At 71.2% G+C, this 22,741-nt stretch carries 21 protein-coding genes and 1 pseudogene; 11 read left to right on the top strand and 11 right to left on the bottom strand.

Features of this window, described 5'->3' with window-relative positions; genetic code table 11:
- Window positions 1-306: pseudogene (locus tag AB0B40_RS33135) on the bottom strand (Ppx/GppA family phosphatase); the annotation flags it as partial.
- Between the two features lie 170 nt (window positions 307-476).
- Between AB0B40_RS33135 and AB0B40_RS33130 the strand changes: the two are divergent.
- Window positions 477-1,229: a hypothetical protein gene (locus AB0B40_RS33130; protein WP_345053586.1), complete on the top strand. Its 753-nt coding sequence runs from the start codon at window positions 477-479 to the stop codon at window positions 1,227-1,229.
- 145 nt (window positions 1,230-1,374) lie between these two features.
- On the opposite strand, the gene AB0B40_RS33125 is transcribed toward AB0B40_RS33130, so the two are convergent.
- Complete coding sequence (locus AB0B40_RS33125) at window positions 1,375-3,237, bottom strand: hypothetical protein (protein WP_362267205.1); 1,863 nt, start codon at window positions 3,235-3,237, stop codon at window positions 1,375-1,377.
- A 218-nt stretch (window positions 3,238-3,455) separates the two neighbouring features.
- Between AB0B40_RS33125 and radA the strand changes: the two genes are divergently transcribed.
- Together radA and disA are read left to right on the top strand one after the other, a co-directional pair.
- The gene (radA, locus tag AB0B40_RS33120) at window positions 3,456-4,865 is read left to right on the top strand and encodes a DNA repair protein RadA (protein ID WP_345053556.1); all 1,410 of its coding nucleotides are present in this window, start codon (window positions 3,456-3,458) and stop codon (window positions 4,863-4,865) included.
- 80 nt (window positions 4,866-4,945) lie between these two features.
- On the top strand, window positions 4,946-6,070 hold the full coding sequence (gene disA / locus AB0B40_RS33115) for a DNA integrity scanning diadenylate cyclase DisA (protein ID WP_345053554.1): 1,125 nt from the start codon (window positions 4,946-4,948) through the stop codon (window positions 6,068-6,070).
- A gap of 120 nt (window positions 6,071-6,190) precedes the next feature.
- Here disA and AB0B40_RS33110 read toward each other — a convergent pair whose 3' ends face one another.
- Complete coding sequence (locus AB0B40_RS33110; protein WP_362267203.1) at window positions 6,191-7,030, bottom strand: hypothetical protein; 840 nt, start codon at window positions 7,028-7,030, stop codon at window positions 6,191-6,193.
- A 180-nt stretch (window positions 7,031-7,210) separates the two neighbouring features.
- Here AB0B40_RS33110 and AB0B40_RS33105 point away from each other — a divergent pair, with 180 nt between their 5' ends.
- The 5 genes from AB0B40_RS33105 to cseC all read left to right on the top strand — a co-directional run bounded on the left by AB0B40_RS33105 (window position 7,211) and on the right by cseC (window position 11,646).
- Window positions 7,211-8,086: an A/G-specific adenine glycosylase gene (locus AB0B40_RS33105; protein WP_345053549.1), complete on the top strand. Its 876-nt coding sequence runs from the start codon at window positions 7,211-7,213 to the stop codon at window positions 8,084-8,086.
- A 272-nt stretch (window positions 8,087-8,358) separates the two neighbouring features.
- Entirely contained in the window at window positions 8,359-8,898 is a 540-nt protein-coding gene (locus AB0B40_RS33100; RefSeq protein ID WP_345053547.1) for a SigE family RNA polymerase sigma factor, read from the top strand.
- Window positions 8,886-9,539 carry a hypothetical protein gene (locus tag AB0B40_RS33095; RefSeq protein WP_345053545.1) on the top strand — a complete coding sequence of 218 codons (654 nt, stop codon included), beginning with the start codon at window positions 8,886-8,888 and terminating at the stop codon, window positions 9,537-9,539. The genes AB0B40_RS33100 and AB0B40_RS33095 overlap by 13 nt, the downstream gene beginning before the upstream one ends.
- 39 nt (window positions 9,540-9,578) lie before the next feature.
- On the top strand, window positions 9,579-10,280 hold the full coding sequence (cseB, locus tag AB0B40_RS33090; RefSeq protein ID WP_345053543.1) for a two-component system response regulator CseB: 702 nt from the start codon (window positions 9,579-9,581) through the stop codon (window positions 10,278-10,280).
- Between the two features lie 13 nt (window positions 10,281-10,293).
- Entirely contained in the window at window positions 10,294-11,646 is a 1,353-nt protein-coding gene (cseC, locus tag AB0B40_RS33085; RefSeq protein ID WP_345053541.1) for a two-component system sensor histidine kinase CseC, read from the top strand.
- 490 nt (window positions 11,647-12,136) lie between these two features.
- Here the strand turns inward: cseC and AB0B40_RS33080 are convergent, their stop codons facing one another.
- Complete coding sequence (locus AB0B40_RS33080) at window positions 12,137-13,708, bottom strand: MDR family MFS transporter (protein ID WP_345053540.1); 1,572 nt, start codon at window positions 13,706-13,708, stop codon at window positions 12,137-12,139.
- A gap of 127 nt (window positions 13,709-13,835) precedes the next feature.
- Between AB0B40_RS33080 and AB0B40_RS33075 the strand changes: the two genes are divergently transcribed.
- Complete coding sequence (locus AB0B40_RS33075; RefSeq protein WP_345053537.1) at window positions 13,836-14,435, top strand: helix-turn-helix domain-containing protein; 600 nt, start codon at window positions 13,836-13,838, stop codon at window positions 14,433-14,435.
- A 1-nt stretch (window position 14,436) separates the two neighbouring features.
- Here AB0B40_RS33075 and AB0B40_RS33070 read toward each other — a convergent pair whose 3' ends face one another.
- On the bottom strand, window positions 14,437-14,988 hold the full coding sequence (locus AB0B40_RS33070) for a M23 family metallopeptidase (protein WP_345053535.1): 552 nt from the start codon (window positions 14,986-14,988) through the stop codon (window positions 14,437-14,439).
- A gap of 466 nt (window positions 14,989-15,454) precedes the next feature.
- On the opposite strand from AB0B40_RS33070, the gene AB0B40_RS33065 reads away from it, so the two are divergent.
- The gene (locus AB0B40_RS33065; protein ID WP_345053533.1) at window positions 15,455-16,087 is read left to right on the top strand and encodes an HAD family acid phosphatase; all 633 of its coding nucleotides are present in this window, start codon (window positions 15,455-15,457) and stop codon (window positions 16,085-16,087) included.
- A 120-nt stretch (window positions 16,088-16,207) separates the two neighbouring features.
- Here AB0B40_RS33065 and AB0B40_RS33060 read toward each other — a convergent pair whose 3' ends face one another.
- Window positions 16,208-18,733 carry an ATP-dependent Clp protease ATP-binding subunit gene (locus tag AB0B40_RS33060; RefSeq protein ID WP_345053531.1) on the bottom strand — a complete coding sequence of 842 codons (2,526 nt, stop codon included), beginning with the start codon at window positions 18,731-18,733 and terminating at the stop codon, window positions 16,208-16,210.
- 503 nt (window positions 18,734-19,236) lie between these two features.
- Between AB0B40_RS33060 and AB0B40_RS33055 the strand changes: the two genes are divergently transcribed.
- Window positions 19,237-19,962 (top strand): SCO3374 family protein, encoded by a 726-nt coding sequence (locus AB0B40_RS33055; protein ID WP_362267199.1) that lies wholly within the window; start codon window positions 19,237-19,239, stop codon window positions 19,960-19,962.
- Here the strand turns inward: AB0B40_RS33055 and AB0B40_RS33050 are convergent.
- The 5 genes from AB0B40_RS33050 to AB0B40_RS33030 form a co-directional block, all read right to left on the bottom strand.
- A complete protein-coding gene (locus AB0B40_RS33050; protein ID WP_030751806.1) occupies window positions 19,941-20,276 on the bottom strand; it encodes an Lsr2 family protein in 336 nt (111 codons plus the stop codon). The genes AB0B40_RS33055 and AB0B40_RS33050 overlap by 22 nt on opposite strands.
- A 203-nt stretch (window positions 20,277-20,479) precedes the next feature.
- On the bottom strand, window positions 20,480-21,013 hold the full coding sequence (locus tag AB0B40_RS33045; protein WP_345053524.1) for an amino-acid N-acetyltransferase: 534 nt from the start codon (window positions 21,011-21,013) through the stop codon (window positions 20,480-20,482).
- Between the two features lie 9 nt (window positions 21,014-21,022).
- Window positions 21,023-21,481: a BlaI/MecI/CopY family transcriptional regulator gene (locus AB0B40_RS33040; protein WP_345053522.1), complete on the bottom strand. Its 459-nt coding sequence runs from the start codon at window positions 21,479-21,481 to the stop codon at window positions 21,023-21,025.
- Between the two features lie 168 nt (window positions 21,482-21,649).
- Entirely contained in the window at window positions 21,650-21,826 is a 177-nt protein-coding gene (locus AB0B40_RS33035) for a hypothetical protein (RefSeq protein ID WP_345053519.1), read from the bottom strand.
- 204 nt (window positions 21,827-22,030) lie between these two features.
- On the bottom strand, window positions 22,031-22,696 hold the full coding sequence (locus AB0B40_RS33030) for a hypothetical protein (RefSeq protein WP_362267210.1): 666 nt from the start codon (window positions 22,694-22,696) through the stop codon (window positions 22,031-22,033).
- Between the last annotated feature and the right edge of the window lie 45 nt (window positions 22,697-22,741).

The following is a 22,741-nucleotide window of genomic DNA, read 5'->3' as shown; positions in this document are numbered from 1 at the left end:
TACGCCGGTCTCGTCGGCCACGCGCGCGAGGACGTCGTCGGCGTTGCTGGCCTCGCGGACGGCCGAGGTCGCGAACGGCAGCAGGTCCTCCACACCCTTGTCCTCGGCGGCCTGGAGCGCGTCCCGTACGACGGCGATCAGTTTGTCGATGCCGTCGTCACCGATGGCACCGCTGTCGTCGAGGAGCTGGGCGAGCCGAAGTTCGGCCTTGTGCGAATGCGCGGGCAGCGGGCGCGCGCCGGGGTGGGCGTCCACCACCAGCAGATGCACCGTGTTCGAACCCACGTCCAGGACACCGAGTCTCATGTACGGAACGCTACTGCCAAGAGGTTCGTCCTCGGTCCCCGGAGCGGGGCCGGGCCACTTACCCTGGACGAGTGCCAAAGACGAAAAAGGCGAAGGCCGACAAGCCGGACAACGCGGATAAAGGTCGCAAGGCCGCCAAGGCGTCCGCGAAGGCATCCGCGAAGGCGAAGATGAGCGACGAGAAGGGGCTCGACTTCGCCCGCGCTTGGGTGGAGTTTCCCGATCCGGCGGACGACGAGCAGGTCTTCCGCTGCGACCTGACATGGCTGACCTCTCGCTGGAACTGCATCTTCGGCAGTGGCTGCCAGGGCATCCAGCCGGGCCGCGCGGCCGACGGCTGCTGCTCACTGGGCGCCCACTTCTCCGACGAGGACGACGAGAAGCGCGTCGCCGGACACGTGGCCCGGCTCACGCCGGAGATCTGGCAGCACCACGACGAGGGCACGCGCAACGGGTGGGTCTCCGAGGACGAGGAGGGCTCCCGTCAGACGCGGCCCTTCGAGGGGTCGTGCGTCTTCCAGAACCGGCCCGGGTTCCCGGGCGGGGCGGGGTGCTCGCTGCACATCCTGGCGCTGCGGGAGGGCCGGGAGCCGCTGGAGACCAAGCCGGACGTGTGCTGGCAGCTGCCGATCCGGCGGACGTACGACTGGATCGACCGGCCGGACGACACGCGCGTGCTCCAGGTGTCCATCGGGGAGTACGACCGCCGGGGCTGGGGCCCGGGCGGCCATGACCTGCACTGGTGGTGCACCTCGGCGACGTCGGCGCACGGAGCCGGCGAGCCGGTGTACGTCTCCTACCGCCCCGAGCTGATCGAGCTGATGGGCAAGGCCGGTTACGACCGTCTGGTCGAGCTGTGCGAACAGCGGCTGGCGTCCCAGCTGCCGATGGTGGCGCCGCACCCGGCCGACCCGGCGCCGTAGCGACCACGTCCGCACGGGCGGGAGTGGCGGCGCCCGGCCGTCCCGGTCCGCCCGGCGGTCCCGGCCGCCCCGCACCACCCCTGTCCCTCCCGGCTCCCCTGTCTCCCGCTCCCCTTCCTTCACCTTCCCCCTCTCTGGACAGGCCCTAGCTGCCCGACGGGCTGGGAGTCTCCGTGTCCGTCGCTGTCGGGGTCGGTGTCGGGGTCGGGGTGTCGGTGGGCGGTGGGGTCGTCGGGGTGGGTGTCGGGTCCGTGGGAGGCGGGGACTGGGTGACGGGCGGCTCCGTGGCGGGTGTGCTGGGCGGGGCCGCGGTGGTGGGGTCGGCGGACGGGGGGCGGGACGTCGGGCGGCTCGGTGCCGTGCCGTACCCGTCGATGGAGACCACCGCGCCCGCCGGGGCCACCGCCACCCGCGCCTGCCAGTGGCCGGACGGCTCGCGCAGATGGTCGACGTACACCTTGATCGTCAACGTCCGGCCGGGGCCGAGGGTTCCCGAGGACTGGCTGAAGTAGAGCCAGGCCGCCGGCGTGGACACCGACCAGCGGACCTCGGACGTGCCGGAGGCGGTGAGGGTGATCAGGGTCGTGTCGCCGTCGTTGCCCGCGCTGACGTCCAGCCGGCCCGGGCCCTTCTCGCCCGTTCCGCCGACGCTGACGACCTCCACGGAGACGTCCGCCTTGCCGTCCCTGCCGACGCGGGGGCCCGGTTTCGCGTCGGCGTTCCCCGCGTTCTCGTAGCCGCCGGCCGTGTCGCCGCCGAGGGCGTCGGGGCCCTGCGCCTCGCGCGCGGTCACGGAGGGGCCGTCGCTCTCCCCGGCCAGGCCGCCCCGGTAGGCGGCCCAGAGGGCGAGAACCGGTGCCGCGACGACCGTGGCGACGACCGTCGTCGTGACGGCACGCGCGCGCAGGCGGTCACGGCGGGCCGAGCGGTCCTTGGGGTCCATCGGGAAGCCGCGCCGGTCGAAGCGGGGTACGGCCGTGCCCCGCGCGCGCGAGTGGAGCGCCGGCGTCATGTGCAGGGCCGCGCGCGGGGCCTCCAGGACGGGCAGCTCGGCGGGGGTGACCGTGGCGCCGGGCCAGCGGCCGGCGACGGCGCGCTCGGCGGTACGGCGGCAGCGCGGGCAGTCGTCGACGTGCCGGACCAGTTCGCGGCGCAGGGCCGTGCTGAGGACCAGCCGGCTGTCGCCGGTGAGATGGGCCACGCTCGGGCAGCCGCCCGTCTCCACGACGGCGAGGGCCGCGCGGGTGCGCTCCACCTCGCAGGCGGCGGAGGCCAGCAGCTCGCGCGCGGCGGCGGGCTCCATGCCGAGGACGGCGGCGACCTCGTGGGGCGCGAGGTGGTGGCGGACGGCCAGTTCCAGGGCCTCGCGCTGCTCGGGGGTGGTGCCGGCGGCCTCGGGCCAGGCCAGCAGGGCGAGTTCGCGACGCCGCTGCTCCTGGACGTCGTCGGCGGGGGGCCGGTCCGGGACCGCGTTCCCGGCGCCCACGCCTGCGGCGGGTCTCTCCCCGGTGCCCTTGCCGGCCCCCGCCCGTGCCCCCGCCCCGGTGCCTGATCCGGTCCCGGCGCCTGTCCCGGTGCCTGATCCGGTCCTCGCCCGGGTTCCTTTCGCGGCGCCTCGCCCGGTCGCGGTACGCCCCGCCGCGTGTGTGGCCTGACGTTTCTGCTTGGCCTCGGCCAGCTTGCGCAGACATGCCCAGCGGGCCAGTGCGTACAGCCAGGCCCTGCGGTCGGCGGCGGCCTCGGGGCCCCGCTGGCCGCGGCGCTCGGCCAGGGCCAGGACGTCACCGAGGGCGGCGGTGGCCGCGTCGTGGTCGCACAGCACCGACATGCAGTAGGTGAACAGGCCGTCCAGGTACGGCTCGTAACGCGCCGGCGTGCGCTGGGCGAGGGTGCGTGCGGCGGCGCGGTCGCGCGCCTCTCGCGACTCGCGTCGTGCGTCCCGCGGCTCGCGGTGCGCCCGGTGCGCTCCGGTCGTGCGGGTGGTCGTCTCCGGACTGCTGCTCATCACCCGTGCGACCGTAGGCGGCTGTGGAGTGCCCCTTCCGGAACCTTGAGCACTTTTAATCCGTACGGGTGAAACGATCCCTCATAAGGGGACAGGAACCCTTTGCCCCGCGGCTGGATCACGGCGGGTGATGGCCGAGAACCCTTCACTCGTCCGTGCGCCCCGGCCGCTGGAGCACGGTCACCAGCCCGGTTGTCAGTGCCGCGGGCTACGGTTTCCGCATGGCTGCCCGTACCAAGACCACCAAGGACCGCCCGTCCTACCGCTGCACCGAGTGCGGCTGGCAGACGGCCAAGTGGCTCGGCCGCTGCCCCGAGTGCCAGGCCTGGGGCACGGTCGAGGAGTACGGCGCGCCCGCCGTCCGGACGACGGCACCGGGCCGGGTGTCCACTTCCGCGCTGCCCATCGGCCAGGTCGACGGCCGGCAGGCCACCGCCCGCTCCACCGGTGTTCCCGAGCTGGACCGGGTGCTCGGCGGCGGCCTCGTACCGGGCGCGGTCGTCCTGCTCGCGGGCGAGCCGGGCGTCGGCAAGTCCACCCTGCTGCTGGACGTGGCCGCCAAGTCGGCGAGCGCGGAACACCGCACCCTCTATGTGACCGGTGAGGAGTCGGCGAGCCAGGTGCGGCTGCGCGCCGACCGCATCGGCGCTCTCGACGACGACCTGTACCTGGCCGCCGAGACCGACCTGGCCGCCGTCCTCGGGCACCTGGACGAGGTCAAGCCGTCCCTGCTGATCCTCGACTCGGTGCAGACGGTCGCCTCCCCGGAGATCGACGGCGCGCCCGGCGGCATGGCCCAGGTCCGGGAGGTCGCCGGTGCCCTGATCCGCGCCTCCAAGGAGCGCGGCATGTCCACGCTGCTGGTGGGCCACGTCACCAAGGACGGCGCCATCGCCGGCCCGCGCCTGCTGGAACACCTGGTGGACGTCGTCCTGAGCTTCGAGGGCGACCGGCACGCGCGCCTGCGCCTGGTGCGCGGTGTGAAGAACCGCTACGGGGCGACGGACGAGGTCGGCTGCTTCGAGCTGCACGACGAGGGCATCACGGGCCTCGCCGACCCCAGCGGCCTGTTCCTGACCCGCCGGGCCGAGCCGGTCCCGGGCACGTGCCTGACCGTCACGCTGGAGGGCCGCCGCCCGCTGGTGGCCGAGGTGCAGGCGCTGACCGTCGACTCCCAGATCCCCTCCCCACGGCGCACGACGTCGGGTCTGGAGACCTCCCGCGTGTCGATGATGCTGGCGGTGCTGGAACAGCGCGGCCGGATCAGCGCCCTCGGCAAGCGGGACATCTACTCGGCGACGGTCGGCGGCGTGAAGCTGTCGGAGCCGGCCGCCGACCTCGCCATCGCGCTCGCGCTGGCCTCCGCCGCGAGCGACACCCCGCTGCCGAAGAACCTGGTGGCGATCGGCGAGGTGGGCCTCGCGGGCGAGGTCAGGCGGGTCACGGGCGTGCAGCGCAGACTGTCCGAGGCGCACCGGCTGGGCTTCACGCACGCGCTCGTACCCGGCGATCCGGGCAAGGTGCCGCCCGGCATGAAGGTGCTGGAAGTCGCCGACATGGGGGACGCGCTCCGGGTTCTGCCGCGCTCCCGTCGCCGAGAGGCCCCACGGGAGGCGGAAGAGCGCCGGTAGACTTTGCCCAGGTCTCGCCCGTCCGTACGAACCGAGTGCGGGAACTGGAGCGCGTCAGAACCTGCGACCGGAGGAGTGCAGTGGCAGCCAACGACCGGGCAGCAGCTCCCGGAAAGTCCGGTGGGAGTGCCGGTCCCGATGGCCTGATGCGCGCCTCGCTGAGCGCCGTGGCACCCGGTACGGCCCTGCGTGACGGCCTGGAGCGGGTCCTGCGCGGCAACACCGGCGGCCTCATCGTCCTCGGCTCCGACAAGACGGTCGAGGTGATGTGCACGGGCGGTTTCGTGCTGGATGTCGAGTTCACCGCCACCCGGCTGCGTGAGCTGTGCAAGCTGGACGGTGGCATCGTGCTGTCGTCGGACCTGTCGAAGATCCTGCGCGCGGGCGTCCAGCTGGTCCCGGACCCGACGATCCCCACGGAGGAGACGGGCACGCGGCACCGCACGGCGGACCGGGTGAGCAAGCAGGTCGGCTTCCCGGTCGTCTCGGTCTCCCAGTCGATGCGTCTGATCGCCCTGTACGTGGACGGTCAGCGCCGCGTCCTGGAGGACTCGGCGGCGATCCTCTCCCGCGCGAACCAGGCGCTGGCGACCCTGGAGCGGTACAAGCTGCGGCTGGACGAGGTCGCGGGCACGCTGTCGGCACTGGAGATCGAGGACCTGGTGACGGTCCGGGACGTGTCGGCGGTCGCGCAGCGGCTGGAGATGGTCCGCCGCATCGCCACCGAAATCGCCGAGTACGTGGTCGAACTGGGCACGGACGGCCGGCTTCTCGCCCTCCAGCTGGAGGAGTTGATCGCCGGGGTCGAGCCCGACCGCGAACTGGTCGTGCGGGACTACGTTCCCGAGCCGACGGCGAAGCGTTCGCGCACGGTCGAGGAGGCGCTGGCCGAGCTGGACGCGCTGAGCCACGCGGAGCTGCTCGAGATGGGCACGGTGGCGCGCGCGCTGGGCTACACCGGTTCGCCCGAGACGCTGGACTCCGCGGTGTCCCCGCGGGGCTTCCGGCTGCTGGCCAAGGTTCCGCGTCTTCCGGGCGCCATCATCGACCGGCTGGTGGAGCATTTCGGGGGCCTGCAGAAACTGCTGGCCGCGAGTGTGGACGACCTGCAGACCGTCGACGGCGTGGGCGAGGCCCGGGCGCGGAGCGTACGGGAGGGTCTGTCGCGCCTGGCCGAGTCCTCCATCCTGGAGCGGTACGTCTGAGGGCTGCCGGGCGCCGAACCGCCTGGGCCGTCTCCCGGCCCGGCGGCTGCGCGTCGTCCGGGGCCGTCCGCGCGGGTCTGTGCGCCCGGGCACCGGCGAAGCGGTGCGCGGGCGCGGGCCTCAGTCGGCCGACAGCACGAACGACGTCTGCTGCTTCCCGTACCCCGGCGCCTTGGCCTCCAGCAGGTAGGTGCCCGGCTTCGCCGAACCGCCGGAGGGCGTCGCACACTGCGGAGCGCTCGGCTTGCGGTCCCACTTCGCGGTGTAGGTGATGCTCTCGCCCGCGGGCACCCGGAACACCAGGCTCCCCGCGCCGTCGGGGCAGTCCGCGGACGACCAGTACGCGTCGTCCCCGTCCGCGGGCGTGATGGTCAACACTGCGGCCTTGGGCCCGAGATCGACCTTGCAGTCGGCCGACGAGCTGTTCTTCGCGGTGAGTTCGAAGGCCGGCGTCTGGTCCGGCGAGTAGGAGTTGCGCTCGCTGCGCAGGCTCAACGCCACCGCTCCCGGGGTGCAGTCGGGCAGCGTGGAGGACGCGGGGAGCGCGTCGCCCGTACCGACGCCGCCACCGGACGCCGTACCCGAACCGCCACCGGACCCGGTGGATCCGGAAGCGCCGGAAGTGCCGGAAGCTCCGGACGTTCCGTCGGCCGTTCCCGCCGAGCCGCTGCCGCCACCGGAGCCGGACTCGCTGCCGCCGGCGTCCCCGCCGCCCGACTCCTCGCGTCCGCCCGGGTGTTGGCTGATCGCCGAGCCGGAGGGGGTCGGCCCGGGCGTGATGGTGTGCGCGGGATTCTTGCCGTCGGACCCGTCGGCGTTCTTCTTGCCGCCCCCGCCTCCGGCGGTGACGATCAAGGTAATCACCAGCGCCAACAGGGCGAACACGGACAGCAGTACGACCCTCCGACGCCAGTAGATGGTGGAGGGAAGCGGCCCGACCGGATTGCGCAGAGATCCCACGCGCAAACTCTACGAGAGATCGGAGCGCTTGCTCGCGCCACCCGCCGCGCCGGCGCCAACTTTTCCGGATCATCATCCCGGCAACTTCCGCGGACGGCACGGTTCTTCACCTTTCAGCACGCTCGGTGACCGCGCCGTCACCCGTTCCGCCCTCCAACCCATGGCAGGATCGGAAAAGACATGACTGAGATGCTCCACGCCCCCGTGATCGCCTGGTTCGACGCCCACGCCCGCGACCTGCCCTGGCGCCGCCCGGAGGCGGGCCCGTGGGGCGTGATGGTCAGCGAGTTCATGCTCCAGCAGACCCCGGTGAACCGGGTGCTGCCCGTCTACGAGGAGTGGCTGTCCCGCTGGCCGCGCCCCGCCGACCTCGCGAAGGAGGCACCGGGCGAGGCGGTGCGCGCCTGGGGCCGGCTCGGCTATCCGCGCCGCGCCCTGCGCCTGCACGGCGCCGCGGTCGCCATAACGGAGCGGCACGGCGGGGACGTGCCGACGGATCACGGGCAGCTGCTGGCGCTGCCCGGTATCGGCGAGTACACGGCGGCCGCGGTGGCCTCGTTCGCCTACGGACAGCGGCACGCCGTGCTGGACACCAATGTCCGCCGCGTTCTCGCACGGGCGGTGACAGGTGTGCAGTACCCGCCGAACGCGACCACGGCCGCCGAGCGGCGGCTCGCGCGGGAGCTGCTGCCGCAGGACGAGGGGACCGCCGCGCGGTGGGCCGCCGCCTCCATGGAACTGGGCGCGCTGGTGTGCACCGCGCGCAACGAGGGGTGCCAGCGGTGCCCGATCGCGGCGCAGTGCGCCTGGCGGCTCGCGGGCAAGCCGGAGCACGCGGGGCCGCCGCGGCGCGGGCAGACGTACGCCGGTACGGACCGGCAGGTGCGCGGCAAGCTACTGGCCGTGCTGCGGGAGGCGCGCACGCCGGTGCCGCAGGGAGTGCTGGACCGGGTGTGGCACGAGCCGGTGCAGCGGGCCCGCGCCCTCGACGGGCTGGTCGCGGACGGTCTGGTGGAGCCGCTGCCCGGCGGTCTGTACCGGCTGCCACTGGGCTGACGCGCAGCCAGGTCACAGTCCTCAGGCGTCCGTTACGAAGGAACCAACCGGGCAAATCACCTGGACAAGGACATAAGCACCCTTCGCCTTACCCCTTTTCCGTGCCTGTTACACAACCGACGGATAGCCGAGTGCCAGCCGCAGGCTGGTCCGCACAGCCCCGTGACAACCACTCCGTAGCTTCTTCCTCGTGCCCGGCGGACCACCGGGCTCGGGAACAGCGGGACTTCCGGCACGAGCCGGGGGACAACGGGGAACGGAGGCGGTTGATCATGGCCCAGGGCGAGGTGCTCGAGTTCGAGGAGTACGTCCGTACCCGGCAGGACGCGCTGCTGCGCAGCGCCCGCCGGCTCGTGCCGGACCCGGTCGACGCCCAGGACCTGCTGCAGACCGCGCTGGTACGGACGTACGGCCGCTGGGAGGGCATCGCCGACAAGCGGCTCGCGGACGCCTATCTGCGCCGAGTCATGATCAACACGCGGACCGAGTGGTGGCGGGCGCGCAAGCTGGAGGAAGTGCCGACCGAGCAGCTGCCGGACGCCTCCGTGGCGGACTCCACCGAGCAGCACGCCGACCGCGCTCTGCTGATGGACGTCATGAAGGTGCTGGCACCCAAGCAGCGCAGTGTCGTGGTGCTGCGACACTGGGAGCAGATGTCCACAGAGGAGACGGCCGCGGCCCTCGGCATGTCGGCCGGTACGGTCAAGAGCACGCTGCACCGGGCGCTCGCCCGGCTCCGTGAGGAGCTGGAGGCCCGCGATCTGGACGCACGCGCGCTGGAGCGTGAGGAGCGGGAGCGTTGCGCGGCCTGACCGGGGCCGGACCCGACCGGGTCCGCGGCAGTACACAGGCGGTGATCGCGGCGGGGACCGCGCTCGCCGCCCTCGGCCTTTTCCTCGCCGCGTGCGGCAGCGGGGGCACGGGCGCCCGGGACGAGGGCCCGGCGCGTGCTTCGGCGATGGCGGGATCCGTCGCCTCCCCCTCCCCCACCTCCGTCCAGAGGTACCGGCGGGTGGACGTCGTGGAGCTGCTCAGGAACGACCCCCAGGTGTCGGAGACGGTGAAACGGGAGCTGAAGCCGTGCGACGGCGACAAGTACCAGGTCGACGTCTCCTACGGCGACCTGACCGACGCCACGGTCGACGACGTCGTCGTCAACGTGATGACCTGCGCCGACTGGGTCGGTGTCGCCTCGTACGTCTACCGGGACGAGGACGGCAGGTTCACCAACGTCTTCAAGAGCGAGGACTCCCCGGTCTACGCGGAGATCGACCAGGGCACCCTGTCGGTCTTCCGGCAGTACTACGAGAAGGACGACCCGATCTCCAGCCCGTCCGGTGACATCGTGACCCCGTACACCTGGAAGGGCGGCCGGTTCGTCCCGGGCAAGCCCACCCGCAACGAGTACAGCAACGCCGGCGGCGGGGGCGCGCAGCCCGCGCCCGACAACTGATCGCCCACACGTAAGACCATGAGGACTGAGAGCACCGGGATGGCAGACCAGACCCACGTCCTGTTCGTCGAGGACGACGACGTCATCCGCGAGGCCACCCAGCTCGCCCTGGAGCGGGACGGCTTCGCGGTCACCGCGATGCCCGACGGCCTGTCGGGCCTGGAGGCGTTCCGGGCGAACCGCCCCGACATCGCGTTGCTGGACGTCATGGTGCCGGGTCTGGACGGGGTCAGCCTGTGCCGCCGGATCCGGGACGAGTCCACCGTGCCGGTGATCATGCTGTCGGCGCGCGCCGACTCCATCGACGTCGTCCTCGGCCTGGAGGCGGGCGCCGACGACTACGTGACCAAGCCGTTCGACGGTGCCGTGCTGGTCGCCCGGATCCGTGCGGTGCTGCGCCGTTTCGGGCACGCCGGCGGGGCCGCACAGGCGGAGACGCCCGCGCCCGAGGTCGCCGGCACGCTGTCCTTCGGTGAGCTGGAGATCGACACCGACGGTATGGAGGTGCGCCGGGCCGGGCAGCCGGTGGCGCTCACCCCGACCGAGATGCGGCTGCTGCTGGAGTTCTCCTCCGCGCCGGGCACCGTGCTCTCCCGCGACAAGCTGCTGGAGCGGGTGTGGGACTACGGCTGGGGCGGTGACACCCGCGTCGTGGACGTGCATGTGCAGCGGCTGCGGCAGAAGATCGGCCAGGACCGGATCGAGACGGTCCGCGGCTTCGGCTACAAACTGAAGGCCTGAGCGGAGCGGCGGTATGCGGGGGTTTCTTCGGCATCCGGTCCGGCGCGTGGAGCGCGCGGGCCTGCGCACCGGGCTGAGATGGAAGCTCAGCGCGGCGATCGCGCTGGTGGCCGGACTGGTGGCGATCGTCCTGAGCCTGGTCGTGCACAACGCGGCCCGTGTCTCGATGCTGGACAACGCGCGCGAGCTGGCCAACGACCGGCTCCTGCTGGCCCAGCGCAACTACGAGCTGAACCGGGGGCCGGTCTTCCCGTACGTCAAGGTGAACGACCCGGGGCTGCCGGCCGCGCTGCGCGAGAGCGTCGAGCGGGGCCGGCGGGTCAGTGACGTCTCCGAGCACGGCGGGCAGCCGGACATCTGGGCGGCCGTACCGGTGAAGGACGGGCACGTGCTGTCCGTGCACATCCATCTCCCGGACCGCAGCGGCAACATGCTGAACGACCTCGACCAGGCCCTGGTCATCGGTTCGGTCGCGGTGGTGCTCGGGGGCAGCGCGCTGGGCGTGCTGATCGGCGGCCAGCTGTCCCGCCGGCTGCGCAAGGCGGCGGCCGCCGCGAACGAGGTGGCCAAGGGGGAGACCGAGGTCCGGGTGCGGGCGGCCATCGGCGGGGTCGTACGGGACGAGACCGACGATCTCGCGCGGGCGGTGGACGCCATGGCGGACGCGCTGCGCCTGCGCCTGGAGGCGGAGCGGCGGGTCACCGCCGACATCGCGCACGAACTGCGCACCCCGGTGACGGGCCTGCTGACGGCCGCCGAGCTGCTGCCGCCCGGCCGGCCCACCGAACTGGTCCTGGACCGGGCGAAGGCGATGCGCACGCTGGTCGAGGACGTCCTGGAGGTGGCCCGGCTCGACAGCGCCTCGGAGCGGGCGGAGCTGCAGGACATCATGCTCGGCGAGTTCGTCGCGCGCCGGGTGGCGGCCAAGGATCCGGACGTCACCGTACGGGTGGTGCACGAGTCGGAGGTGACCACCGATCCGCGGCGCCTGGAGCGGGTGCTGATCAACCTGCTGGCCAACGCCGCCCGGCACGGCAGGCCGCCGGTCGAGGTCACCGTGGAGGGCCGGGTCATCCGGGTCCGCGACCACGGCCCCGGCTTCCCCGAGGAGCTGCTCGCCGAGGGGCCGAGCCGGTTCCGCACCGGCAGCAAGGACCGCGCCGGGAAGGGGCACGGGCTGGGGCTGACCATCGCGGCCGGCCAGGCGCGCGTGCTCGGCGCCCGGCTGACGTTCCGCAACGTACGGCCCGCGGGCGCGCCGGCCCACATTCCGGCGGAGGGCGCGGTGGCCGTCCTGTGGCTGCCGGAGCACGCCCCGACCAGCACCGGCAGCTACCAGACACTGCCGCTGCCCGGGGGCAACTAGGGGTCGTCCGGATCGTGCCGGGCTCGAAGCCACGGGGGCTGGGGCGGCCGGTCCCTCGGCGCCCGGCCGCTCAGGCCCTCAGCACTCGGCGCCCGTCGCCCGGCGCCCGGCCCTCGGCGCCCGGCCCTCGGCGCCCGGCCCTCGGCGCCCGGCCCTCGGCACTCGGCGGCGAAGCAGCGCGACCCAGCGCACGGGCCGCGGCGCCGCCCTGGCACCCGGCTGTCACGTCATGCTCCGGTCGAGTCCCGGGTCGGCCCGGTCCCGGTCCAGTTCCGGTCCAGTTCCGGGTCCATGGCGTGCCTGGCCGGACGCAGACTGCGGATCCTGTACGTGGTCCGGGAGTGCGGGATCGGTGTCCGGGGGCCCTGAGGGGGATCGGTGTCCGCGAGCCGGGAGCGCGGAACGGCGCCCGCGGGCCGGGAGTGACGGGGAAAAGGCCGAAGGCCCCGGGGCGGACACCTGCCGGGGCCTTCGGAACGCGGGGGAAGGGTCAGACGGGCTCGATCACAGCCGCCGGGGCGGCGTCGGAGCCGTCGGCCGCGGACTTCTGCGGGCCGCCCTTCAGCGGCACCTCCTTGACGAACAGCGCCGCGATGAGCACCACCACCGCGATGCCGGCGCCGAGCAGGAACGCGGAGTGCGTGCCCGCGGACACCGCGTGCTGGTACGCCTCCCGGGCCGCGGCCGGCAGCTTCGCGAGGCTCGCCGCGTCCAGCTGCGCCGACTGCTCGGTGACGTTCTTGCCCAGCGCTCCGGCCCGCTCGGCCATGACGTCCTGGACCCGGTGGTTGAAGAGCGCGCCCATGATGGCCACGCCGAAGGAGGAGCCGAGCGTACGGAACAGGGTGGTGGACGAGGACGCCACGCCCATGTCCTTCATCTGCACACTGTTCTGCGCTACCAGCATGGTGATCTGCATCAGGCAGCCCATGCCGGCGCCGACCACGGCCATGTAGATGCCGGAGGTGAGCCGGGTGGTCTCCGTGTCCATCAGGGACAGCAGGTACAGCCCGACGATCATCAGCACGCCGCCGACGACGGGGAAGACCTTGTACCGGCCGCTGCTGGTGGTGACCCGCCCGGCGACCATCGAGGTCACGAGCATCGCGCCGAGCATCGGCAGGAGCAGCAGCCCGGAGTTGGTCGCGGAGGCGCCCTGCACCGCCTGCTGGTAGAGCGGCAGGAACAGCGTGGCGCCGAACATCACGAAGCCGGTGATGAAGCCGATGACCGACATCAGGGTGAAGTTGCGGCTCTTGAAGATGTGCAGCGGCAGGACCGGCTCGGCGACCCGGGTCTGCCAGAACACGAACCCGACCAGCGCGGCCACACCGATGCCGATCAGCTCCATGATCCGCGCGGAGGTCCAGGCGTACTCGGTGCCGCCCCAGGTGGTGACCAGCACGATCGAGGTGATGCCGACGGTCAGCAGCGCGACGCCGAGGTAGTCGATGCCCGCCTTCGCCCGCTTCCTCGGCAGGTGCAGCACGGCCGTGACCAGCGCGAGGGCGACCACGCCGAGCGGCAGGTTGATGTAGAAGGCCCAGCGCCAGCCCCAGTTGTCGGTGATGGTGCCGCCGACCAGCGGGCCGCCGATCATGGCGAGCGCCATGACACCGGCCATCAGGCCCTGGTACTTGCCCCGCTCCCGGGGCGGGATCAGGTCACCGATGATCGCCATGACGCCGACCATCAGACCGCCGGCGCCGAGACCCTGCACGGCCCGGAACCCGATCAGCTGGCCCATGTCCTGGGCCATGCCGCTCAGCGCCGAACCGATCAGGAAGATCACGATCGAGCTGAGGAAGGCGCCCTTGCGCCCGAACATGTCACCGAGCTTGCCCCAGACCGGGGTGGAGGCCGCGGTGGCCAGGGTGTAGCCGGTGACGACCCAGGAGAGGTGCTCCAGGCCGCCCAGCTCGCCCACGATCGTCGGCATCGCCGTACCCACGATCATGTTGTCGAGCATCGCGAGCATCATCGCGATCATGAGTGCGAGCAGGACCACCCGCACACTCCTGGGCTGTTTGCCCTGCTTGTCTTGTTCGACCGTGTCCGCCATCGTCTTCCCATTCCCCCTGCGGCAACTACTTACTTGCCGCCCGGCTAGTACTCACTACACTGGGAAGGTAGACGCGCTACTAGCCGGGCGTCAAGTAAGTTTCCGCTGGAGCGCGAGGAGTACGAGGATGGGCGTCACCATGGACGGCACCAAGCAGCAGCGCCGGGGCAACACCCGTCAGCGCATCCAGGACGTGGCGCTCGCACTCTTCGCGGAGCAGGGCTACGAGAAGACCTCCCTGCGGGAGATCGCCGAGCGTCTCGACGTCACCAAGGCGGCCCTGTACTACCACTTCAGGACGAAGGAAGAGATCATCGTCAGCCTCTTCGAGGACCTGACGAAGCCGATCGAGAACCTGATCGAGTGGGGCCGGCTGCAGCCGCACACCCTGGAGACCAAGCAGGAGATCCTCCGCCGTTACAGCGAGGCGCTCGCAGGGGCGGAACCGCTCTTCCGTTTCATGCAGGAGAACCAGGCGACGGTGCGCGAACTGCGCATCGGCGACACCTTCAAGGACCGGATGCGCGGCCTGCGGGACATCCTCATCAATCCCGAGGCGCAGCTCGTGGACCAGGTGCGCTCGGTCAGCGCGATGTTCACGCTGCACGCCGGCATGTTCGTGATGCAGGACCTGGAAGGCGACCCCGAGAAGAAGCGCGAGGCCGTTCTCGAGGTCGCCCTGGACCTGGTCAAGCAGGCGCACGAGCACGCCCGCGAGACGGACTAGGTCAGACCGTCACGCCCTGGGAGCGCAGGAACGCGACCGGGTCGACGGCGGAGCCGTAGTTCGGGGTGGTACGGATCTCGAAGTGCAGGTGCGGCCCGGTGGAGTTGCCGGTGGAGCCGGACAGGGCGATGTGCTGGCCGGTCTGCACGATCTGACCGATCTTGACGTCGATCCGGGACAGGTGCGCGTACTGCGAGTAGGTGCCGTTGCCGTGCTTGATGACGACGGCGTTGCCGTACGCCGGGCCGTCACCGGCACCGTTCGCGCCGGCCTTGACGACGGTGCCGCCGTGCGCGGCGAGGACCTCGGTGCCGGTCGGCACGGCGAAGTCCTGGCCGCTGTGCTTGGCGACCCAGTGGCTGCCGGACTGCATGAAGCTGGCGGAGAGCGTGTACTTCTTCACCGGGTCGACCCAGGAGGCGGCGGACGGCGCCGCGGCGCTCGCGACCCCGGTCCCCAGCACGGCCGCGGCGCCGATTCCGGCAGCCAGGACGGCCACGCGGTTGCGCTGCGAGGACGTACGGGTGGAGCGGGACGTGAAGCGTCGGAACATCGTGACCTCGTGAACTCGGAGACAAGTCGGCCACCCGGCGCACAGACGTTCTTCCGGAGCGGCCATCCCTTGGTAACCGAGCACCGCACCAAGCCCAAAACCGGTCAACTACGGCATAGCGTAGTAGATGACCGCAGAACAAACCCCGTTCTTGACAGCCCCGCCGCCCGGCCGGCACCCCTCTGACGACGGCATTCTCCTCCGTGAGGCTTCGGGGCATACGTACACTTTTTGTCCGATTTGCCCGACCGACTCATCCCACTATCAGGGCTAGTAACGGACATTTCGCCTGTGCCGCTTATCACCGGCCACTGAAACCGGAGCCCTCAGGAATGTGACGCAGACCTCTAGGCACCTACCCTCCAGTAACCCTACGGTTCCCCTCGCGCCACTCTCGCCAAGGATCATGCCCCTGACATTCCGGCCCCGTACGGACATGACGTACGGACGTGAGAGGACCCCGACGATGACCACACGCCCCTGGGCACGCCGCATCTCCGCGACCGCCGTATCCGTGGCCGCCCTGGCCGCGCTGGCAGCCCCCGCCCAGGCGGCTGAGGCCGCGGGAGCCACCACCGCCGCGGCGGCCACGAGCACGGCCTCCAAGGCCGACTACGCCACCTGGCAGAAGGACTGCCAGGCGGTCATGGACCAGGCGCTGCCGTACCTGAAGAACCGCATCGCCGCCGCCGCGCCCGGCGAGAAGCAGGCGATCGTGTTCGACATCGACAACACCACGCTGGAGACCGACTTCGGCTTCAGCTACCCCCAGCCGGCCAACAAGCCCGTGCTGGACGTCGCCCGTTACGCCCAGGACCACGGCGTCTCCCTGTTCTTCGTCACCGCCCGTCCCGGCATCCTGTACTGGCCCACCGAGTTCAACCTCGAACACGACGGCTACGAGGTCTCCGGCCTCCATGTCCGCGGCCTCTTCGACCTCTTCAAGGACGTCGCCGCCTACAAGACCGCCCAGCGCGCCGACATCGAGAACGACGGCTACACGATCATCGCGAACATCGGCAACAGCGCCACCGACCTGTCGGGCGGCCACGCCGAGAAGACGTACAAGCTCCCCGACTACAACGGTCAGTTGTCCTGACGCGCGCCGACACCTGGCCGTGCGGGCTCCCCGTGGCGGGAGCCCGCCCGGCGCGCAAAAGCCGGAAGGGGCCGGTGCCCAAAGGCACCGGCCCCTTCCATTCGGCCGTCGTCGGGACGCTTACGCGTCCTTGCTCAGGTTCGGTCCGGCACCGCCGGCCGCCTGCTCGATCGGCGGGACGTCGGGCAGCGCCGACTTCTCCTCACCCCGGAAGGTGAAGGTCTGGGCGTCGCCCTCGCCCTCGGTGTCCACGACCACGATGTGACCGGGACGCAGCTCGCCGAAGAGGATCTTCTCCGAGAGCGTGTCCTCGACCTCGCGCTGGATCGTGCGGCGCAGCGGACGCGCGCCCAGCACCGGGTCGTAACCCTTCTTGGCCAGCAGCTCCTTGGCGGACTGGGAGAGCTCGATGCCCATGTCCCGGTCCTTCAGGCGCTCGTCCACCTTGCCGACCATCAGGTCGACGATCCGCAGGATGTCCGCCTGCGTCAGCTGCGGGAAGACGACCACGTCGTCGACGCGGTTGAGGAACTCGGGGCGGAAGTGCTGCTTCAGCTCGTCCGACACCTTGTTCTTCATGCGCTCGTAGTTGGTCTTCGTGTCACCCGAGGCCGCGAAGCCCAGGTTGAAGCCCTTCGAGATGTCCCGCGTGCCGAGGTTGGTCGTCATGATGATGACCGTGTTCTTGAAGTCCACGACCCGGCCCTGGGAGTCGGTCAGGCGGCCGTCCTCCAGGATCTGCAGCAGCGAGTTGAAGATGTCCGGGTGGGCCTTCTCGACCTCGTCGAAGAGGACGACGGAGAACGGCTTGCGGCGGACCTTCTCGGTCAGCTGGCCGCCCTCTTCGTAGCCCACGTAGCCGGGGGGCGAACCGAAGAGACGCGACACCGTGTGCTTCTCGCTGAACTCCGACATGTCGAGGGAGATCAGCGCGTCCTCGTCACCGAAGAGGAACTCGGCGAGCGCCTTGGACAGCTCGGTCTTACCGACGCCGGACGGGCCGGCGAAGATGAACGAACCACCGGGGCGCTTCGGGTCCTTCAGACCGGCACGCGTACGGCGGATCGCCTTCGACAGCGCCTTGACGGCGTCGACCTGGCCGATGACCCGCTTGTGGAGCTCGTCCTCCATGCGGAGCAGGCGGCTGGACTCCTCCTCGGTCAGCTTGAAGACCGGGATGCCGGTGGCCGTGGCGAGGACCTCGGCGATCAGCTCGCCGTCGACCTCGGCGACGACGTCCATGTCGCCGGCCTTCCACTCCTTCTCCCGCTTGGCCTTGGCGGCCAGGAGCTGCTTCTCCTTGTCACGCAGGGAGGCGGCCTTCTCGAAGTCCTGCGAGTCGATCGCGGACTCCTTGTCCCGGCGGACGGCGGCGATCTTCTCGTCGAACTCGCGCAGGTCCGGCGGAGCGGTCATCCGGCGGATACGCATCCGGGAGCCCGCCTCGTCGATCAGGTCGATCGCCTTGTCCGGCAGGAAGCGGTCGGAGATGTACCGGTCGGCCAGGGTGGCGGCCTGGACCAGCGCCTCGTCCGTGATGGAGACCCGGTGGTGCGCCTCGTACCGGTCGCGCAGGCCCTTGAGGATCTCGATCGTGTGCGGCAGCGACGGCTCCGCGACCTGGATGGGCTGGAAGCGGCGCTCCAGGGCCGCGTCCTTCTCCAGGTGCTTGCGGTACTCGTCCAGCGTGGTCGCACCGATGGTCTGCAGCTCACCGCGGGCCAGCATCGGCTTCAGGATGGAGGCCGCGTCGATGGCGCCCTCGGCGGCACCCGCACCGACCAGCGTGTGCAGCTCGTCGATGAACAGGATGATGTCGCCGCGGGTGCGGATCTCCTTGAGGACCTTCTTCAGGCGCTCCTCGAAGTCACCGCGGTAGCGGGAGCCGGCGACCAGGGCGCCGAGGTCAAGCGTGTAGAGGTGCTTGTCCTTGAGCGTCTCGGGCACCTCGCCCTTGACGATGGCCTGGGCCAGGCCCTCGACGACGGCGGTCTTGCCGACGCCGGGCTCACCGATCAGCACCGGGTTGTTCTTCGTACGACGGGACAGCACCTGCATGACCCGCTCGATCTCCTTCTCGCGCCCGATGACCGGGTCGAGCTTGGACTCACGAGCGGCCTGGGTGAGGTTCCGGCCGAACTGGTCCAGGACGAGAGAGGTCGAGGGGGTGCCCTCGGCCGGGCCGCCGGCGGTGGCGGTCTCCTTGCCCTGGTAACCGGAGAGCAGCTGGATGACCTGCTGCCGCACCCGGTTGAGGTCTGCACCCAGCTTGACCAGGACCTGGGCGGCGACGCCCTCGCCCTCACGGATCAGGCCGAGCAGGATGTGCTCCGTGCCGATGTAGTTGTGGCCCAGCTGAAGGGCCTCGCGGAGCGACAGCTCCAGGACCTTCTTGGCACGGGGGGTGAAGGGGATGTGCCCGGACGGGGCCTGCTGGCCCTGGCCGATGATCTCCTCCACCTGCTGGCGGACCGCCTCAAGCGAAATGCCGAGGCTCTCCAGGGCCTTAGCGGCGACACCTTCGCCCTCGTGGATGAGACCCAGGAGGATGTGCTCGGTGCCGATGTAGTTGTGGTTGAGCATCCGGGCTTCTTCCTGAGCCAGGACGACAACCCGCCGCGCGCGGTCGGTGAACCTCTCGAACATCGTTAATCGCTCCTCAGAGCGGTCAGGCAGTGGGGGGAACTTCCCCTCCCTGTCCTTCCGCAGCTTAGTCCCGCAAGCGGGGACCGCTCATTCCAACTGCCGACACCGTCGATGGCCTCCTGACCCCGAACGCCGACATCTGCTCCAACCCGATGGTGCGAGACGATGTTCCCGCAGGCCAGGCAGTTACCCCACTCGCCAGTACGCCGATGGCGAACGTGAGACGGCCTGTACTGCGTGTCGCCCCCTCCCACTAGGCATGTCTTACCCGCGGGGACTGACACTCCATGCCGCGCCCACCGGTTCGCTCAGCTACGGGCGAACAACCTTGCGCCTCCCCCGACCCCCACGCGCCCCCTCTTTCCGGCACTCTGCGCAGCCGGTGGCGCACCCAGCGTAACCTGAACGCCACTCCGGCGGTTGCACTTGGCATGGTTGGCCCAGTCCCCATGATTTCCGCGGTCCCCCTTCCCCGCCGGCCCCCCGCCCCGGACACCTCACCCATGGGAGATGGGTTCACGAGTCATGTCCGCGCCGGGGCCGTCTGCGCCGGTGACATCTGCGCCGGCCCGGACGCGCGGGCCCGGCACTGGTACGAGAACGATCTGGGCTGGCCGACAGTGCCCGGCCGGCCGCTGCGGCTGCTCACGGGAGTGCGGTTCGACGTGCTCGACGTGCCGGCCGAGGCGGGCGCGCAGGCGCTCCGGCATCTCGCACCGGGCTCTCCGGTCATCCTTCGGGGTGACCGGATGGAGCTGCTGGTGGCCCCGGGGAGCGCGGAGGAGCTGCCCGGACTGCTCGACTGGCTGGAGTGGGGAGCGGTGCCCCTGGATCTGCGGGTCCTGGGGCAGGGCGGCGCGCTGGAGGCACCGCCACCGCCCGTAGGGGCCGCTGCCGTACGGCTCACATCCGTACGGCCTGATTCCCCGGGGTGGCCCGATTCCCTGCGGGCCCGCCCGGGGAGCGCTGAATCCGCGCGGGGCCGATCCGTTCAGGGGGCCGTTGCCGGTGTGTGGCTGCGGCCCCCCGGGCCGGGAGGCGAGGTCGGGCATTCGCTGCCGGCCATGCCGGGCGTACCCGCCGGGCCGGGCGCAGGGCGCGAGGGGAGCGCCCCCGATCTCGTGCGACTGGTGGACACGATGGCAGCGCAGTGCCACCGGGTCCGGCTGCGGCGCGACCGCGCCGGGGATCCCGCCGACCGGCGGAATCAGCCGTTGGCCTTCTCGTAGGCCTCACGAATCGACGCGGGAACACGGCCGCGGTCGTTGACCTCGTAACCGTTCTCCTTCGCCCAGGCGCGGATCGCCGCGGTGTCCTGGTTGCCGCCGGAAGCGGCACGCGCCTTTCCACGCCCACCCGAGGCACGGCCGCCGGTACGACGTCCGCCCTTCACATAGGGATCAAGAAGGCCACGCAGCTTGTCCGCATTGGCGGTCGTGAGATCGATCTCGTACGTCTTGCCGTCCAGCGCGAACGTCACGGTCTCGTCCGCCTCGCCGCCGTCGAGGTCGTCGACAAGAAGGACCTGAACCTTCTGTGCCACCGCATTTCCTTTCATCGATAACGTTGAGGACCAGGGGTGTGCGGCGTCCGCCGTTTCGCCGCCCCTGTTATATGCAGTACTGCAGTACGTCGGAAAGCAAACCGCTTTTGCCGGAAAAACACAAACCCTCGGGAGAGACTCGGCGCACCGCCGAGGTCCGGAAACATGCGCGTTTCGGACATAGGGCACCTGGGCAATGACGATCACAGATGCAGAAGCATCCGGCTGTTGCCCAAGGTGTTCGGCTTCACTCGTTCGAGACCGAGGAACTCGGCGACGCCCTCGTCATAGGAACGCAACAGCTCCGCGTACACATCGGTGTCGACCGGTGTCTCCCCGATCTCCACGAAGCCGTGCTTCCCGAAGAAGTCCACTTCGAAGGTCAGGCAGAAAACGCGTCGAACGCCGAGCCAGCGTGCGGTCTGGAGCAACTTCTCCAGCAACTGATGGCCGACGCCGGCGCCCCTGAGGCCGGGCTTCACCCCCAGAGTGCGGACTTCGGCCAGGTCCTCCCACATGACGTGCAACGCGCCGCAGCCGACCACCTCGGCGTTGTCGTCGCGTTCCGCGACCCAGAACTCCTGGATGTCCTCGTAAAGCGTGACGGTGGCTTTGTCGAGCAGGATGCGGTCGCGTACGTAGGCGTCGAGGAGGTGGCGCACGGCCGGGACATCGCTGGTCCGGGCCCGCCGGACGGTGATGGCTTTTGCGGGGACTTCGGGACGCTCTGCTGACATGAGCGGACGCTATCGCCCGTCCGCGTCCCGCGCCGAGCCGGGGTTCTCCTCTTGCCGGGCTTCCGGAGGTTCCTGTTGCCGCACCGCCGGGGCTTCCCGGGTTTCTTCCGGACCCTGGACGATGCGTACGGCGTCCCTGAGGGCCTGGCGCTGTTCCTCGCTCATCATGCCGAAGAAGGCGACGAGAGCGGCGGCCGGGTTGTCGCTCTGGGACCAGGCGTCGTTCATCAGGGCGGCGGCGTACGCGGCTCGCGTCGACACGGCCTCATATCGATAGGCCCGTCCTTCCGCCTCACGGCGCACCCAGCCCTTCTGATGGAGATTGTCCAAAACGGTCATCACGGTGGTGTACGCGATGGAGCGTTCCTGCTGGAGGTCTTCCAGGACTTCTCGAACGGTCACCGGGCGGTTCCACTTCCACACCCGCGTCATGACCGCGTCTTCGAGTTCTCCCAATGGGCGAGGCACAGCTCAGAACAATAGTGGGAGATCCCGGCAATGGCGTGCCGGACGTGCGCTAGGACTACAAACGCGCACAAAAAGGGCGTACGACTCGGAAAGCAGCGGGGTGCGGTGAGTCGTACGCCGGGACGGCGAATGGCCCGCCGGGGCCGGCCAGGGCGCGGAGCGGTCGGCTCAGGCGTCGGTGGCGGGGGTCTGGCGCGGACCCTCCACGCGCGCGAGCGCGGCGTCGACGGCCGCGTCCTCCTTGGTCTTGGCGGCCCCGCCCTGGGTCTTCACGATCACCCTGACCAAACCGATGAAGAACACGGCCATGACGACCGGGGGCACGAGCGCGGAGACGTAGTCCATGCCTCCAGAGTATCCACGGGCGAAGGGACGAAAGGGCCGGGGTACACGAAGGGACCAAAGGGCGGGGGCACAGGGGGGCAGGGGCACGGGGAGGCGCGGCACACGAAGGCGGGGGCACACGGAACCACCCCTGGTACCGGCCGGAACCACCCTGGTCTCGGCCGGAGACCGGCCCGGCCGCCCGCGGGCCGGGGCGGCGGGGCCTCAGCCCGCGGCCAGCTGCCGGGACTCCGCCGGCGGCGTGGGCTTGCGGCGCGGGAAGACCTCCCCCGGCGTGGGGATGGGCCGCTTCGGCGCGACCGGCTCCGGCTCGGCCGGCCCCGGCGCGGGCCGTTCCGCCGGGCCCGGCGCGGGCTTGGGTGCGGGCTTCCGCGTGGGCTCGGACGGCTCCTCGGCCCGCCCGTCGACCTGCCGGGCCCCGGATTCCCCCGCGCCGCCCGCGAGGGCCAGCAGACGCGTCCGCGCGGGCGGCACGGCGGGCGCCGGCACCTTGCGCGCCCCCTGGGCGAACCGTGCCCGCACGTCCTGCTCGGCCAGCGCCTGGCAGCGGTCCAGCAGCTCCGCCGCCGCGGGGTTGCCGCGCAGTGCCCGCAGTGCGGCGAGATCGTCCGGCGTCGGCCGGTGCCCGGCCCCCAGCGCCTCTTCCAGCACGGCCAGGTAGCCGGCCGCGGTGCCGGGCAGGGCGGCCCGGTACCGGCCCAGGTCGGCCACCAGGAAGGCGCGCAGCCTGGCCCCCTCGCGCATCGCCTCGTCGAGCGACTCGGCGAGCCGGAAACAGTCCTGCACGTCCTCGGCGGAAGCGTGGCCGGGGTGGAGGGCGAGGGCGAGGGCGCGGCGGAGCACACGCAGCTCCTCCACGCCGAACGCCATGCCGCCGCGGGATCCGTATGGCGTGGGCATGCGGCGACGCTATCG

Origin of the sequence: Streptomyces sp. NPDC042638 (assembly GCF_040647235.1) — a bacterium.
GTDB lineage: Bacteria > Actinomycetota > Actinomycetes > Streptomycetales > Streptomycetaceae > Streptomyces > Streptomyces rameus.
Note: the sequence above shows the minus strand (reverse complement) of the source record. Positions and strands in the feature narration are given on the sequence as shown.